This window comes from Burkholderia lata, from assembly GCF_902499025.1.
GTDB classification, from domain to species: domain Bacteria; phylum Pseudomonadota; class Gammaproteobacteria; order Burkholderiales; family Burkholderiaceae; genus Burkholderia; species Burkholderia lata_C.
In genome coordinates this window covers 186,501-202,286 of sequence record NZ_CABVPW010000003.1, presented here as the reverse complement: position 1 = coordinate 202,286, position 15,786 = coordinate 186,501, and the positions used below count along the sequence as shown (strand labels likewise).

The following is a 15,786-nucleotide window of genomic DNA, read 5'->3' as shown; positions in this document are numbered from 1 at the left end:
TGCCGCCCTTTGTTTTATTCGTCCGGTTTATGATTGCGCTTTCGCGCACGCATTCGATTCGTATTCCATGTCGACAACGTCCCTGCTCGTCCAATCGCTGCCGGTGCTCGCCCAGGGCGCCGTGCTGACCGTCAAGTTCGCCGTGCTGTCGATGGTCTTCGGCCTGCTTGGCGCCGTCGTGCTCGCGATGATCGGCATCCGCCAAAGCGAAGCGCTCGACGGCTTCGAACGCATCTGGGTCAACGCGCTCGCGTGGCTGGCCCGCGCGTACGTGAGCCTGATGCGCGGCACGCCGCTGCTCGTGCAGATCTTCGTCATCTACTACGGGCTGCCGAGCCTCGGCATCTCGCTCGACCCGACGCCCGCCGGCGTCATCGCGCTGTCCGCGAACGTCGCCGCTTACATGTCGGAAAGCATGCGAGGCGCGATCAACGGGATCGCGCGCGGCCAATGGCTCGCCGCGTACAGCCTCGGGCTGTCGTGGGGGCAGACGCTGCGCTACGTGATCGGTCCGCAGGCGCTGCGCATCGCGGTGCCGAGCCTGTCGAACAGCCTGATCAGCCTGATCAAGGACACGTCGCTCGTGTCCGTGATCACCGTGACCGAACTGCTGCGCAGCGCGCAGGAGGTGATCGCGGCGACCTATCAGCCGCTGCCGCTCTATCTCGCCGCCGCGGCCGTGTACTGGATCCTGTGCCAGATCCTCGAATGGGTGCAGCGCTGGTACGAGAAGCGCCTGTCGCTGCCGTCGCGGCACTGAGCGCACGCCGTCCGCCGGGCCGCATCCGCGTGCCCGGCTCCCGCCTTCCCGCTTACTCGCCCGGATAGCGCACGCCGAGCGCCGCGCGTGCGGCATCGGTCATCGCGATCATCTGCCGCGAATGGTCGTGCGTCATGATCGGGCTCTCGGTCTTGCCCGCGCGCACCAGGTCGCAGAAATGCGCGGTCTCGTAGTTCAGCCCGCCGCCGTCGGCCGGTGCGTCGAGTTCGACGGTGCGCCCGTCCGCGTAGCGGATCGTCGCACGCGCGGGGTTCCACCACTTCTCGTGAATCGTCACGTAGCCGCCGGCCGCGGCGATCAGCGCATCGCCGCGCCCCATCACGTCGAGCCCGCAAAAGAGCTGCGCGATCCCGCCGTTCGCGTGCACGCTGTTCAGGCTCGCAAACAGGTCGACACCCGTCTCGCCGACGCGGCCGAGCGTCTGCACGTCGCGCGCCGCGCCGAGCCAGTCGACCGCGAGAAACGCCTCGTAAATCCCGATATCGAGCAGCGCGCCGCCCGCACGGTCGAGGTGATAAACGGCATGGTCGCCCGGTACCGACGACGACGCGCACCCTGCCCGCACGAGCCGGATCTCGCCGATCGGATCGTCATGCAGGTGCGCGCGCAACTGACGGTACAGCGGAAAGAACGGCGGCTTCATCGCCTCCATGAAAAGCTGCCCGGTGTCGCGTGCCACACGCAGCACGGTGTCGAGCTGCGCCGCGTTCAGCGTCGCGGGCTTTTCGCACAGCACGGCCTTGCCGGCTGCAAGCGCGGCCAGCGTGTACTGCGCGTGACTGTCATGGAGCGTCGCGATGTAGACCGCGTCGATATCGCTCGCGAGGAGCGCTTCGAGGCTTGCGGCAGGCGTACCGCCGTACGCTCCGCAAAAGGCTGCCGCGGCATCGGCGCGGCGGGCCCAGGCAGCCGCGAGTGTGGCACCCGGCACGTGCGCGAGGCTTTGCGCGAAGCGGCGCGCAATGCTGCCTGCGCCGACGATGCCGAAGCGCACCGTGCGATGGTCGTTGTCGTTCATCCTGATCTTCCGTGTCGGTCGTATGACGGTGGCCGGCACGCTGCCGGCCGGTCGTCATGATAAACGGCCCGGCGGCACACGGATGAGCGACACGCGCAGCGTCAGGCGCGCATGGGCACGTCGACGGAGAAATCGCGCGAGATCTCGTCGGCGCTGAAATCGATCAGCGCGAGCGAAGCGGCTTCGGCTTCGCGCGGATCGCGACGCTCGATCGCGTCGACCACACGCGCATGCGCCTTCACCACGATCTCGTGCGCGCCTTCCTTCTGCACGACACGCGGATTCACGAGGCGCACCGCACCGCGCACGATCGCCGCCATCTGCTGGAAGAACTGATTGCCGCTCGCCTGGACGATCCGCGTGTGCAGCAACTCGTCCGCCGTGTCGTAGCCGGGGTCTCCCGGCTGCAGCACCTTGAACGCATCGAACGCTTCGCGGATGCCCGCGATGTCGGCAGCCGTCGCACGCACCGCCGCCTGCGCGGTCGCGCGCGGTTCGATCAGCATCCGGAATTCGATGACGTCGCGCATGAACTGCGGATCGGGTTTTGCCCGGAATCGCCAGCTCACCACGTCTTCGTCGATCATGCGCCAGTCGCGCATCGGCCGCACGCGCGTACCGACTTTCGGACGCACGTCCAGCATGTCGCGCGCAAGCAACATCGACAACGCTTCCCGCATCACGGTGCGACTCACGTCGAACTCTTTCGACAGCACGTCCTGCGGCGGCAAGATGCCGCCATACTTGTCTTCGACAATACCCGAGACAAGCCCATCCATCACTTTGGCGACCAGTGACCGGTCTTTGCCCTGCTCCATGACACCTCCCCGTGCGTCGATTTGCGAACACCTGCTCCGCAGTTCCGCCGGCCCTGGTTACGACTGTTCTTATGATCTATAAGTTGATGAGTTCGAGGATATTTCGCTATCTGGTAAACACCTGACAGGGTTATCCCTCTTTTTGACGGGGTGATTTATACGGCTAAAAATAAGGCCCGGGAAGCGCATTGCGCCTACCGGGCCCCGATTTCCACAAGATTTAAACATTCAGTCCATTACGGTATGTGACACACCGTTACGGACTGCTTGCCATATCTTTCAATTAGCCGAATAAACGATCGTTTCAACGCCGTTTTCCGTGCCGAGCAAGCACAGATTCGCGCCGCGCTCCGCGAACAGGCCGACCGTCACGACGCCCGGCCATGCGTTCACCTGCGCTTCGAAACCACGCGGATCGGCGATCTGCAGCCCCTTCACGTCGATGATCTCGTTGCCGTTGTCGGTGATATACGGCGCACCGTCCTTCGTCACGCGCAGCACCGGCACACCGCCGAGCGCGGTCACGCGCCGGCCGATCGCCGTGCGCGCCATCGGCACGACTTCGATCGGCAGCGGGAAGGCGCCGAGCACCGGCACGCGCTTGCTGGCGTCCGCGATGCAGACGAACGTGTCGGCCACCGACGCGACGATCTTCTCGCGCGTCAGCGCGCCGCCGCCGCCCTTGATCATCGCGCCGCTCGCGTCGATCTCGTCGGCGCCGTCGACGTACACCTGCAGCGAGTCGACCTCGTTCAGGTCGAACACCTTGATGCCGTGCGATTTCAGGCGCTCGGTCGTCGCGACGGAGCTCGATACGGCGCCGCGATAGCGCGCCTTGACGACGGCGAGCGCGTCGATGAAGCAGTTGGCGGTCGAGCCGGTGCCGACGCCGATCACGGCGCCTTCCGGCACGTTCTGGATCACGTAATCAGCGGCGGCCTGGCCGACGAGGCGTTTGAGTTCGTCTTGAGTCATGGAGTGGGAATGCTGCGGGATTGCGGAAAACCGCCAGTTTACCGGACTCGGATGACGACCCGCGTTTTTCGGCGCGCAGGTGCGCCGCGGGTTCAGGGCGCGCCCGCCGCGGGCGCGTTGTCCGCCGGTTGCGTGCCGCGGAAGTACTTGTCGAGCAGCGCCTGCGCGATCGCGTCGGTTTCGGCGTCCGGATTGCCCGCATAGTCGGACGGCCTGAAATGCATCTGGAACGCCGCGAACACACGCCGCGTGCGCGCGTCGAGCACGCCATCGGTGGCCACGTCGTAGCCGTAGCGCGCGAGCTTGAGCTGCAGTTCGCGCACGTCGACCGGCGCATGCGGATCACGACCGCCGAGCCGCGCGGCCACGGTCGCATCGTCCGGCCACGCACCGACGCCGGCCTCGGCCAGCGCATGCCACGGGAACAGCGGCCCCGGATCGATCTTGCGTTGCGGCGCGATGTCGCTGTGCCCAACCACGCGCGTCGGCGGAATCCCGTAGCGCGCGACGATGTCCTGTGACAGCCGGGTGAGTGCCGCGACCTGTTCGGGCGGATACGGCTGCCAGGTGCGGTTCTGCGGATCGAGCGGGCCACGGTTCACGTTCTCGATGCCGATCGACACCGCGTTCAGCTCGGTCGTGCCCTGCCACTCGCTGACGCCCGCGTGCCATGCGCGCTCCGATTCCGGAACGAGCTGGTAGACGACGGGCATTCCGCGCTCGATGCGCGGCTGCGGCGGGATGACGTAATGCACGCTGACCGAATCGCCCGTCAGCGTGCGCAGCGATTGCGTCTCGTCGCTCTCGGTGTAATGCATCACGAGAAAGCGGATCCGCGAATCGGCCCCGCGCGCGCGCAGGCTCGTGTCGGCGAAGTAGGTACCGCGTTCGACGAGCGACGGCGACGTGCAGGCAGCCAGCAGGCACAGCACGGCGCAAGATGCACCAACGCGTAACAGGGTCATCGGTCGCGAGCTCCGGAGAGCCGCGCGCCGCATCGGAATGCGGCACGCGTCGTTCGGGTCATCGAGGCCCGCGCAGGTCGCGCGGGACGGGCTGCGTCAGCCCTTCACGCGCCGCTGGCGCACGGCTTCGTACAGGCACACGCCGCTTGCGACCGACACGTTCAGGCTTTCGACGCTGCCGGCCATCGGAATGCTCATCACTTCGTCGCAGGTGTCGCGCGTGAGCCGGCGCATGCCTTCGCCTTCCGCGCCCATCACGAGCGCGACGGGGCCGTCGAGCTTCGTTTCGTAGAGCGTGGCCGACGCTTCGTCCGACGTGCCGATGATCCATACGCCGGCGTCCTTCAGCTCGCGCAGCGCGCGGGCGAGGTTCGTCACCGTGATGTAGGGCACCGTATCGGCCGCGCCGCTCGCCACCTTGGCCGCGGTGGCATTCAGGCCGACCGCACGGTCGCGCGGTGCGATCACCGCATGCGCGCCGGCCGAATCGGCGACACGCAGGCACGCGCCGAGGTTGTGCGGATCGGTGACGCCGTCGAGCACCAGCAGCAGCGCCGGGCCCTGGATGCCGTCGAGCAGCTCGGACAGGTTCTGCGCGAGCGGGATGTCCTCGACGCGCGCGACGACGCCCTGGTGGCGCTCGGTATGGGCGAGGCCCCACAGGCGCGTTTCGTCGGCCGCGATCAGCCGCACGCCCGCTTCCTTCGCGGTGTGCAGGAAGTCCTGCATGCGGCGGTCGCGGCGCGTCTGGTCGTACAGCACCTCCGCAACCGTCGATGCATCGTGCCGCAAACGTGCGGTCACCGCATGAAAACCGTAAAGAACCTTCAGACGTGACATGACTGGAACAACCTTCGATCAAACGTGCGGCCGCGCGACACGCGCAGCCGCGATCCATGGAAAAGGAAAGCGCCGCGTTGCCGGCCGATGACCGGTAACGCGGCGTCTCTCGATACTGCAGGGCGGGCGCTGGGCGCCCGCCCCGAACGCTCAATACTTCTTGCGAGCGCGTGTCTTCTTCGCGGTCGGCTTCGCCGCCGCACCGCCACCGCTGCCGCCCTTCTTCTTCGCGGCGGCACGCGCGGCGCGCGCTTCGTTCACCGTGGCGCTCGGCGCGCTCGCGGCCTTCTTGCGGCGCGGCGCGGGCTCCTCCGCCTGCGGCAGCGCCCGTACGCGCGGGCCATTGCCGCGGTCGACACCGCCACCTGCGGCAGCCGGCGCGGGCGACGGACGCGGCGCCTTCACCGGCGTATCGCGCACGAGGCGGAAGTCGATCTTGCGCGCATCGAGATCGACGCGGCTCACCTGCACGCGCACGCGATCCGACAGGCGATAACGGATACCCGTGCGCTCGCCGCGCAGCTCGTTCTTGATCTCGTCGTACTGGAAGTAGTCCGAGCCGAGTTCCGTGACGTGCACGAGCCCTTCGATGAAGAGCGTGTCGAGCTGCACGAAGATGCCGAACGACGTGACGCCGTTCACCATCCCGCCGTACTCCTCGCCGAGCTTGTCGCGCATGAAGTAGCACTTGAGCCAGGCCTCGACGTCGCGCGACGCTTCATCCGCGCGGCGCTCGTTCGCCGAGCAGTGCAGGCCGAGCTCTTCCCAGATCGCCGTGTTCGGGCGCGAGCGGCCGCGCGTTTCGTCGTCGGCCTGCTGCATCGCGCGCGCGCGCGGCGACAGCGCGGTGTTCAGCTCGAAACCGTCCGGCGCCTTCGGCACGTATTTCTTGCCCGACAGGATCGCGTAGATCGCGCGGTGCGTGAGCAGGTCCGGATAACGGCGAATCGGGCTCGTGAAGTGCGCGTACGCCTCGTAGGCGAGGCCGAAGTGACCGATGTTGTCCGGGCTGTAGACGGCCTGCTGCATCGAGCGCAGCAGCATCGGCTGCAGCATCTGCGCATCGGGCCGATCGCGAATCTGCGCCATCAGCGCCGCGTAGTCGCTCGCATGCGGCTTGTCGCCGCCGCCGAGCGACAAGCCCATGCCGCGCAGGAACGCGCGCAGGTTCTCGAGCTTCTCCGGCGTCGGCCCCGCGTGCACGCGGTACAGGCCCGGATGCTTGTTGCGCTTCAGGAAATCGGCCGCGCAGACGTTCGCGGCCAGCATGCATTCCTCGATCAGCTTGTGCGCATCGTTACGCTGGCGCGGCACGATCTGCTCGATCTTGCCCTGCGAATTGCAGACGATGTACGTCTCGGTCGTGTCGAAGTCGATCGCGCCACGCTTTTGCCGCGCGGCGAACAGCGACTTGTAGACGCCATACAGATCCTGCAGGTGCGGCAGCAGGTCCGCGCGGCGCGCAGCCTCCGGCCCCTTCGTGTTCGACAGCACCGCCGCGACTTCGGTGTACGTCAGGCGCGCGGCCGAATGGATCACGGCCGGATAGAACTGGTACGCCTTGATCTCGCCGCGCGCGGTGATCACCATGTCGCACGCGAGCACGCAGCGGTCGACCTGCGGATTCAGCGAGCAGAGGCCGTTCGACAGCTTCTCCGGCAGCATCGGAATCACGCGGCGCGGGAAGTAGACCGACGTGCTGCGCTCGAGCGCGTCGGCATCGAGCCCGCTGCCCGGCTGTACGTAGTGCGACACATCGGCGATCGCGACGATCAGCCGGTAGCCGTCGCCGCGACCGACCTTGACCGGCTCGCAGTAGACGGCATCGTCGAAGTCGCGTGCGTCCTCGCCGTCGATCGTCACGAGCGGCACGTCGCGCAGGTCGACGCGGAAACGCAGGTCGGCCGGCCGCACCTTGTCGGGCAGCGCGGCCGCTTCGTCGAGCGCCGGCTGGCTGAATTCATGCGGCACGCCGTACTTGCGCACCGCGATTTCGATTTCCATGCCCGGATCGTCGATGTCGCCGAGCACCTCGACGACACGGCCGAGCGGCTGCGAATGACGGCTCGGGAAATCGGTCAGCTCGACGACGACGACCTGCCCGACCTTCGCTTTCTTAACATTCTGCGTAATCAGGATGTCGTGGCCGATGCGCTTGTCTTCCGGCGCGACGATCAGCGCGCCGTTCTCGTTGAGCAGGCGGCCGATCACGCGCTTGTTCGCGCGCTCGGTGACTTCGACGACATGCCCTTCCGGGCGGCCGCGGCGATCGTAACCGACGATCCGCGCGAGCACGCGATCGTTGTGCATCACCTTCTGCATTTCGCCGTTCGGCAGGAACAGGTCGTCCTGGCCGTCGTCGCGAATCACGAACCCGTAGCCGTCGCGATGCCCCTGCACGCGACCGGCGACGAAGTTCGACGGATGAGTCAACTGGTAGTGGCCGCGCTTGTCGAGGCGGATCTGGCCGTCGCGTTCCATCGCGGCGACACGCCGGAAGAACCCCTCGCGCTCCTGACGCTTGATCGACAGTGCTTCGGCGATGTCGTTGGCGGCCAGCGGCGCGTCGCTCGTACGCAGCACGCCGAGAATTTCTTCACGGCTCGGAATGGGGTACGGATATTTGCTCAAGGGTTTGTCGATGGTTGTTCTCGTTGCGTTGATTGATGGTGCACGGCATCAACATAGAGGTGTCCTTCAGACAGTTCTATATTGACGGCGGCGGGTCATTCTATCACCCGCCTTGTGTCACCAAATGACGGGAATGCCGCCGGCAGGCGCGGCGGAGCCCGGTTTGCGATGCATCGCAAAAAAGTGTTGACACGATTAATTGGGGCGCTATAATTTCGTTTCTTTGCAGCAAGCAGCTACTGCAAAACGTGCCCAGGTGGCGGAATTGGTAGACGCACTAGGTTCAGGTCCTAGCGGTGGCAACATCGTGGAGGTTCGAGTCCTCTCCTGGGCACCATCTGTTTTTTAAAAAGGTCGGCTTCTAGCCGGCCTTTTTTCATTTCAAGCCCAGGAAGCAAAGCGCCTGCGCGCTTTGCGTGAGGACTCGAAAGGCTGCGCTTGCAAGCGCAGCCGGGGTCGCGCATGTGTGACCGAGTCCTCTCCTGGGCACCATCTGTATTTAAAAAGGTCGGCTTCTAGCCGGCCTTTTTCATTTCCGGCGCCAACAACCGGCGCCCGGCCTACTCGCCGATGAACTTGCGCAGCAACCGGCTCAGTTCATCGAACTCGGCCTTCGAAAATTTCCGCAAGCGGGCATTGAGCACCTTCGGCGCGATCTCCGGAATCTGCGCGGCAACCGCGTGCCCCGCCTCGGTCAGTGCGAGGTTCACCACCCGCCGGTCGCTCACGCTGCGCGAACGCTCGACGAGCCCCTTGCCCTCCAGTTTGTCGAGCACGCGCGTCATCAGCCCGGTGTCGACGCCAAGCAGCTTCGACAACTCGAATGGCGTTGCCGCGCTGCCACTCCGCAGCGACAGCAGCACGCCCATCTGCTGCGCCGTGATATCGAGATCCTTCAACGCCGCATCCATCTCGGATGTGATCAGGTTGCGCGCCTTCACGAGCACAAAGCCCACGCTGTTCGTGACCAGGAAATTCTTCGGCGTGTAGTGTTCCATCGTGCTCGCTGAGTCGCATATTGTTGACCGACACAATAATTGCGACATCACGATTTTTCAAGGCGCGCGGAATCTCGCGCCCGCACCGGCTCAATGTCCGCCCGCGGCCGCGGCCCCGGCGGCCACACCCCTGCCCGGCTTCGTCACCCAGACCAGCGGGATGATCAGCACGAAGATCACCGCCGACAGCCAGAAAACGTCGTTCAGTCCCAGCATCGTCGCCTGCGCATTCAGCGTCGCCTCGAGGAACGTCAGCGCCTTTGGCGTACCGGCATCCAGCGCACTCTGCACGCTTGAGAGCGCGCTCGCGAAGATCGGGTTGTTCACGCTGCCCTGCTCGGCCAGTTGCGCGTGATGCAGGATCGTGCGGTCGTTCCACGCAGTGCTCGCGAGCGACGTGCCGACCGCACCCATGAACACGCGCGCGAAATTGGACAAGCCCGCGGCCGCCGGGATGCGCTCGGGCGGCAGCCCCGACAGGATGATCGACGTGAGCGGCGTCATGAAGAACGCCGTCGGGATGCCCTGCAGCAACGTGGGCACCACGAGCGTCCAAGTATCGACGCTCGTCGTATAGCGCGAGCGCATGAAGAACACGCCGGCGAATCCGAGAAACGCGAAGGTTACGAGCACACGCATGTCCAGTTTCGGCATCACCTTGCCGACCACCGGCGCGAGGAGCACCGCGAAGATGCCGAGCGGCGCGGTCACGAGGCCGGCATTGATGACCGGGTAACCGAGCGAACCCTGGATCCATTGCGGCAGGATCACGAGATTCGCGAAAAACACCGCGAACGCAATCGAAATGGCCACCGTCCCGCCAAGGAAATTTCGTTGTGCAAACAGCCGGATATCGACGATCGGGCGCGCCTCGGTCAACTCCCAGATCAGGAAGAACACGAAGCCGACCACCGCCACGATGGTCAGGATCCAGATCGTCGACGAATTGAACCAGTCAAGATCCTTGCCCTTGTCGAGCATGACCTGCAGCGCGGCCACCCACACGACCAGCGCGATCAGCCCGACCTTGTCGATCGGCAGCTTGCTGGTTGGCGTCTCGCGGTTGCGATAGAGCGCCCAGATCACGGCCGCGGCGAACAACCCGACCGGCACGTTGATATAGAAGATCCACGACCAGCTGTAGTTGTCCGTGATCCAGCCGCCGAGCGCGGGGCCCGCAATCGGCCCGACGGTCGCCGTCATTCCCCACAGCGCCAGCGCGCTCGAACTCTTCTCCTTCGGGAACGACGCCAGCAGCAACGCCTGCGACAACGGCACGAGCGGCCCGGCCACGGCGCCCTGAAGGATCCGTGCGGCGAGGAGCGTCGTGAGGTTGGGCGCAAGCCCGCACGCGGCCGACGACAGCACGAACAGCAGGATGGCCCAGACGAACAGCTTCACCTGCCCGACCCGCTGCGTCAGCCAGCCGGTCAGCGGGATCGACACCGCGTTGGCCGCCGAGAACAGCGTGATGACCCACGTGCCCTCGTCGGTGGACACCCCCAGGTTGCCGGAAATGGTGGGAATCGCGACGTTGGCGATCGACGAATCGAGAACGTTCATGAACGTGGCGAGCGCCACCGCGAGCGTACCCAGCGCGAAGCTGGCGCCGGTCAGGGGTGCCGGCACACCCGGACTTTCGGACGGTTTCATCGGATGTCCTTCTGATCGGCCACCACGCAAACAGCCGCCGCGGCGCCGAACAAAACTATCTGACAAGTCAGATAAATGACGGAAAAAAAGCGATCGCCGCGACGCACGGGAGTTGCCCGCGTCAACGCCAATCGCTGACTCTGAGTTTTCTGCATGGACTATATTTGACTATGCAATTAAATGCAAGCGGACGATCTCGATCGATAGCCTGCCCGTGCATGTGCGCGCCGCAGCCCCAGCCAGCCTTCCCTCTTATGCCCGCCAGCCGGATCGATAGCAGAATTTATCGGTTATCGTCCGCCCGCCCTGTTGGTACGTTAGCCGGCTCGCTTCACCGCAACGAACCAGACAGAAGGAGCACGATCCATGACGCTGATGAACCGCCGCGCATTCGCGCGCGTGATGCTGGCCGCAGGCCTCACTGCGGCCGGCGTCCGAACGCACGCCGAGAACGCACCTGATGTGTTGCGTATCGGCTACCAGAAGTCGTCGACACTCATCACGCTACTCAAAACGCGCGGCGCGCTCGAGCAGGCGCTGGCGCCGCTCGGACTGCGCGTGTCGTGGCATGAATTCGCGAGCGGATTGCCGCTGACCGAAGCACTCAACGTCGGCGCCGTCGATTTCAGCGCAGACGTGGCCGATACGGTCCCGGTCTTCGCGCAAGCTGCGCATGCGCGTTTCCTGTACGTCGCCCAGGAGGCGCCTTCGCCGAAGGCACAGGCGATCGTCGTCAAACAGGACAGTGCACTGCGCACGCTCGCCGACCTCAAGGGCAAGCGCATTGCGGTCACGAAGGCGGCCGGCAGCCATTACCTGCTGCTTGCCGCGCTCGCACGGGCAAAGCTCGGGCCGGCCGATGCGGCGATCCACTACCTGACGCCCGCGGACGGTCGCGCCGCGTTCGAGCGCGGCAGCGTGGACGCGTGGATCACGTGGGATCCCTATGTCGCGTCGGTCGACCGGAATCCCGACGTGCGGATTCTGGCCGACGGCAACGGACTCGCGTCGTACCAGCGCTACTACCTCGCATCGAGCAGTTTCGCCGCCGCGCGGCCCGACGTCGTCCAGATCCTGTTCGACCAGTTGTCGCAGGCGGGCACATGGCTGCGCGACCATCCGCAGGAGGCCGCGAATACACTCGCGCCGATCTGGGGGCTCGACGCGGCGACGATCACGCGTGCGAATGCGCGACGCAGTTATCTGGTCCGCGCGGTGGTCGCGCAAAACTTCGGCGAACAGCAGAAAATCGCCGACACGTTCCTGGCAGCCGGGCTGCTCCCCGCGCGCGTCGACACGAGCCAGGCGCAGCGCTGGAATTTCGCCGCGAAACGCGCGGACTTGGTCGGCGCGTGAGAAGCCATCGCGCAAGGGGCAATATTTTTATCGCCTTGAGTGAAATTGTGTTGACAGCCCCTTCGGGCACGCTATAATTGCGTTCTTTCGCGATGCAGCAACAAGCGAAACGTGCCCAGGTGGCGGAATTGGTAGACGCACTAGGTTCAGGTCCTAGCGGTGGCAACATCGTGGAGGTTCGAGTCCTCTCCTGGGCACCATCTGTTTTTAAAAAAGGTCGGCTTTTAGCCGGCCTTTTTTCATTTCCGGCCCGGGAAATACGCGCCAATTGCCAGATGGCATCGTCGCGCATGCAAGCGGCTCGCATGCCCTCCTCTCCCTCCTTCGCCCGACCCGACCGCGTGCTCAATTATTTTCGTTCGCGACCTGAAATTGTGTTGACAGCCCCTTCGGGCACGCTATAATTGCGTTCTTTCGCGATGCAGCAACAAGCGAAACGTGCCCAGGTGGCGGAATTGGTAGACGCACTAGGTTCAGGTCCTAGCGGTGGCAACATCGTGGAGGTTCGAGTCCTCTCCTGGGCACCATCTGTATTTAAAAAGGTCGGCTTCTAGCCGGCCTTTTTTCATTTCAAGCCCAGGAAACAAAGCGCCTGCGCGCTCTGCGTGAGGACTCGAAGGGCTGCGCTTGCAAGCGCAGCCGGGGTCGCGCATGTGTGACCGAGTCCTCTCCTGGGCACCATCTGTTTTTGAAAAGGTCGGCTTCCAGCCGGCCTTTTTTCATTTCCGGCGCCAGAAATACACACGCACGCCGAGCCCCCCCCCTGAACCCGGACCGACCGCTTCCGTTTCCGCGCCATCCGTCCACCGATCAGCCGCATCGACATTCATCCGACCAATAAAACCGGGATTTCCCTAGGCTGACACGCCTGCGTGCACGCGGTTAAATAAATCAACGTGATTTATTTAATGCGCTGTCAGACCGCGCACCATGGAAGGAGACGCCATGAGAAGCCCGCACATCGGCCAGGGAAGCAATTCGGCCAACGTGCGCCGTTACAACGAGCGCCTGCTGCTGAAGACGCTGCGCCGCGTGGGCAGCGCGTCGAAGGCTGACCTCGCCCGTCTCGCGAACATGACGGGCACGGCGGTCGGTAGCATCATCGAGTCGCTTGCCGACGCGAAGCTGATCGAATTCGCTGGTCGCACCGAAGGCCAGCGCGGCCAGCCGGCCTCGCTGATCCGCCTCGACCCGCGCGGCGCGTTCGGCATCGGCGTCCATCTCGACCGGATGCGCATCGAGACCGCGCTCGTCAACTTCGCTGGCGACGTGCTCGGCCGCCGCTCGCACGACACGCTGCTGCCGCCCCCCGCCGACGTGCTCGAGATCGTGCGTCACGACATCGACGCGATGCAGGCCCTGCTCCCCGACCATGACCGCGCGCGCCTGACCGGCATCGGCGTCGCGCAGCCGTACAACCTCGGCGCGTGGATGCGCGAACTCGGCCTTGCGCCCGACACGTTCCGCGCGTGGGAAGACATCGATTTCGCGGCCGACCTCGGTCGCACGCTGTCGCTGCCCGTGTTCGGCGAAAACGACGGCAACGCGGCCGCGATCGCCGAACTGTTCTACGGATACGGCCGGCAGTGCGACGACTTCGTCTACCTGTTCATCGGGCCGGCGATCGGCGGCGGCATCGCGATCGACGGCGACTGTCTGCGCGGCGTGACCGGCAATGCGGGCGACATCGCCGTGATTCCCGTACCGCCGAGCCGGCTGGCCTCCGCGCCGCCGCCGCGCGGCCCATGGGACATCCTGCTCGCGCGCGCGTCGCTGCACGCACTCGTGCGCCATCTGCGCCATCACGGCGAGACGGTCGACAACCGGGCCGATCTCGAAGCGTGCATCGCCCGCGGCCTGCCGGCCGTCGACGAATGGATCGACGACTGCGTCGACGCGCTTGCACCGGCGTTGCGCGCGGTGCTGTGCGTAGTCGACGCGCCGGTGGTCGTGCTCGATGCCGATACCGACGCGGGCCTGCTCGACGCGGTCACGACGCGCCTGCGCTCGGCGCTGGTTGCCACGGCGCCCGAAGCACGCGGCACGCCGACGCTCGTGCGCGGCACGTTCGGCGCCGACGCCGGTGCGATCGGCGCCGCCACGCTGCCGATGTTCTTCAACTTCTCCCCGCGGGCCGGCATCCTCAAGGGCGCCCGCACCGACTCGCAGGAGGTCAACCATGTCGCGATCTGAGTCGCCCCGCCCGCTGCTCGAGATGCGCGGGATCAGCAAGACGTTCCCGGCCGTACGCGCGCTCGACAACGTCAGCCTGACCGTCTATCCCGGCGAGATCCATTCGCTGATGGGCGAAAACGGCGCGGGCAAATCGACGCTGATGAAAATCCTGTCGGGCGCGTACCGCGCCGACGCGGGCGGCGAGATCCTGATCGACGGCGCACGCATCGACATCGACGGCCCGCTCGCCGCGCGCGATGCCGGCGTCGCGGTGATCTACCAGGAGCTGTGCCTGTCGCCGAACCTGACCGTCGCCGAAAACATCTACATCGGCCGCGAACTGCGGCGCGGCAACCGGCGTTGGGGCACGATCGACCGCGCCGCGATGGCGCGCGGCTGCGAAGACGTGCTCGCGCGCCTGGGCGCATCGTTCGGGCCCGCGACGCTCGTCGATACGTTGTCGATCGCAGAGCAGCAGCTCGTCGAGATCGCGCGCGCCGTGCACACCCGCGCACGCATCCTCGTGATGGACGAGCCGACCACGCCGCTGTCGTCGCGCGAGACCGAGCACCTGTTCCGCCTGATCCGCCAGTTGCGCGAGGAAGGCCTCGCGATCATCTACATCAGCCACCGGATGGCGGAGATCTACGAACTGTCCGATCGCGTGTCGGTGCTGCGCGACGGCGCATACGTCGGCACGCTCGAACGCGCATCGCTGTCGGCCGAGCGCCTCGTCGCGATGATGGTCGGCCGCGACATCTCCGGCTTCTACAAGAAGGAACACGCACCGTACGACCCCGGCCACCTGCTGCTGTCGGTCCGCGACATCGCCGATGGCGCGCGCGTGCGCGGCTGCAGCCTCGACCTGCACGCCGGCGAAGTGCTCGGCATCGCGGGGCTCGTCGGCGCCGGCCGCACCGAACTCGCGCGGCTGATCTTCGGCGCCGAACCGCGCGTGCGCGGCGACGTGAAGGTGGGCGACCGCACGTTCGGCGGGCACTCGCCGCGCGACGCGATCGACGCAGGCCTCGTCTACCTGACCGAAGACCGCAAGCGCCAGGGCCTGTTCCTCGACATGAGCGTGCGCGACAACATCAACATCTCGGTCTGCAACCGCGATGCGCGGCTCGGTGCGCTCGACCTCGCACGTGGCGCCGAACGTGCGCGCGACGCCATTGCATCGCTGTCGATCCGCGTGCCGAACGCGAACGTCAACGTCGGCGCGCTGTCGGGCGGCAACCAGCAGAAGGTGCTGCTGTCGCGCCTGCTCGAGACCAAGCCGCGCGTGCTGATCCTCGACGAACCGACGCGCGGCGTCGACATCGGCGCGAAATCCGAGATCTACCGGATCATCAACGAACTGGCCCGTGCCGGCGTGGGCGTGATCGTGATCTCGAGTGAACTGCCGGAAATCATCGGCGTCGCGGATCGCGTGCTCGTGATGCGCGAAGGCGAGATCGCGGGCGAACTCGGCGGCCACACGCACACGCCCATCACGCAGGAAGCGATCATCGCGCTCGCCACCGGCTCGCAGGCCGAACTAGCCGACGCGCACTGAGTCCGCCCTTTCATTTCA

Annotated in this window: 12 protein-coding genes and 3 tRNA genes; 7 read left to right on the top strand and 8 right to left on the bottom strand. The window is 65.8% G+C overall.

Going from position 1 to position 15,786, the window contains the following annotated elements; translation table 11 throughout:
* The first annotated feature begins 67 nt into the window (after window positions 1–67).
* Complete coding sequence (locus tag BDI24065_RS04120) at window positions 68–760, top strand: amino acid ABC transporter permease (protein ID WP_175030116.1); 693 nt, start codon at window positions 68–70, stop codon at window positions 758–760.
* A 52-nt stretch (window positions 761–812) separates the two neighbouring features.
* Here the strand turns inward: BDI24065_RS04120 and BDI24065_RS04115 are convergent, their stop codons facing one another.
* From BDI24065_RS04115 to rnr, 6 genes are all read right to left on the bottom strand, one after another.
* Window positions 813–1,799 carry a Gfo/Idh/MocA family protein gene (locus BDI24065_RS04115; RefSeq protein WP_175030115.1) on the bottom strand — a complete coding sequence of 329 codons (987 nt, stop codon included), beginning with the start codon at window positions 1,797–1,799 and terminating at the stop codon, window positions 813–815.
* A 101-nt stretch (window positions 1,800–1,900) separates the two neighbouring features.
* The gene (locus BDI24065_RS04110) at window positions 1,901–2,617 is read right to left on the bottom strand and encodes a FadR/GntR family transcriptional regulator (RefSeq protein WP_011351849.1); all 717 of its coding nucleotides are present in this window, start codon (window positions 2,615–2,617) and stop codon (window positions 1,901–1,903) included.
* A 279-nt stretch (window positions 2,618–2,896) separates the two neighbouring features.
* Window positions 2,897–3,592 (bottom strand): ribose-5-phosphate isomerase RpiA, encoded by a 696-nt coding sequence (gene rpiA, locus BDI24065_RS04105; RefSeq protein WP_011351848.1) that lies wholly within the window; start codon window positions 3,590–3,592, stop codon window positions 2,897–2,899.
* A 92-nt stretch (window positions 3,593–3,684) separates the two neighbouring features.
* Complete coding sequence (locus tag BDI24065_RS04100) at window positions 3,685–4,557, bottom strand: N-acetylmuramoyl-L-alanine amidase (protein WP_175030114.1); 873 nt, start codon at window positions 4,555–4,557, stop codon at window positions 3,685–3,687.
* Between the two features lie 96 nt (window positions 4,558–4,653).
* Window positions 4,654–5,397 carry a 23S rRNA (guanosine(2251)-2'-O)-methyltransferase RlmB gene (gene rlmB, locus BDI24065_RS04095; protein WP_039358863.1) on the bottom strand — a complete coding sequence of 248 codons (744 nt, stop codon included), beginning with the start codon at window positions 5,395–5,397 and terminating at the stop codon, window positions 4,654–4,656.
* Window positions 5,398–5,547: 150 nt separating this feature from the next.
* Window positions 5,548–8,028 (bottom strand): ribonuclease R, encoded by a 2,481-nt coding sequence (rnr, locus tag BDI24065_RS04090; RefSeq protein ID WP_175030113.1) that lies wholly within the window; start codon window positions 8,026–8,028, stop codon window positions 5,548–5,550.
* 250 nt (window positions 8,029–8,278) lie between these two features.
* Between rnr and BDI24065_RS04085 the strand changes: the two genes are divergently transcribed.
* Window positions 8,279–8,365: transfer RNA gene (locus tag BDI24065_RS04085), tRNA-Leu, on the top strand.
* Window positions 8,366–8,588: 223 nt separating this feature from the next.
* On the opposite strand, the gene BDI24065_RS04080 is transcribed toward BDI24065_RS04085, so the two are convergent.
* Both BDI24065_RS04080 and BDI24065_RS04075 read right to left on the bottom strand, forming a co-directional pair.
* Window positions 8,589–9,026, bottom strand: a complete 438-nt coding sequence (locus BDI24065_RS04080; protein ID WP_175030112.1) for a MarR family winged helix-turn-helix transcriptional regulator — start codon at window positions 9,024–9,026, stop codon at window positions 8,589–8,591.
* 90 nt (window positions 9,027–9,116) lie between these two features.
* On the bottom strand, window positions 9,117–10,679 hold the full coding sequence (locus tag BDI24065_RS04075; RefSeq protein WP_175030111.1) for a DHA2 family efflux MFS transporter permease subunit: 1,563 nt from the start codon (window positions 10,677–10,679) through the stop codon (window positions 9,117–9,119).
* A gap of 366 nt (window positions 10,680–11,045) precedes the next feature.
* On the opposite strand from BDI24065_RS04075, the gene BDI24065_RS04070 reads away from it, so the two are divergent.
* The 5 genes from BDI24065_RS04070 to BDI24065_RS04050 all read left to right on the top strand — a co-directional run bounded on the left by BDI24065_RS04070 (window position 11,046) and on the right by BDI24065_RS04050 (window position 15,768).
* On the top strand, window positions 11,046–12,035 hold the full coding sequence (locus tag BDI24065_RS04070) for an aliphatic sulfonate ABC transporter substrate-binding protein (protein WP_175030110.1): 990 nt from the start codon (window positions 11,046–11,048) through the stop codon (window positions 12,033–12,035).
* A gap of 113 nt (window positions 12,036–12,148) precedes the next feature.
* A tRNA-Leu gene (locus BDI24065_RS04065) sits at window positions 12,149–12,235 on the top strand.
* 240 nt (window positions 12,236–12,475) lie between these two features.
* A tRNA-Leu gene (locus BDI24065_RS04060) sits at window positions 12,476–12,562 on the top strand.
* Between the two features lie 418 nt (window positions 12,563–12,980).
* Entirely contained in the window at window positions 12,981–14,228 is a 1,248-nt protein-coding gene (locus BDI24065_RS04055; RefSeq protein WP_175030109.1) for an ROK family protein, read from the top strand.
* Window positions 14,215–15,768: a sugar ABC transporter ATP-binding protein gene (locus BDI24065_RS04050; RefSeq protein WP_175030108.1), complete on the top strand. Its 1,554-nt coding sequence runs from the start codon at window positions 14,215–14,217 to the stop codon at window positions 15,766–15,768. Before BDI24065_RS04055 ends, BDI24065_RS04050 begins: the two co-directional genes overlap by 14 nt.
* The last annotated feature ends 18 nt before the right edge of the window (window positions 15,769–15,786 follow it).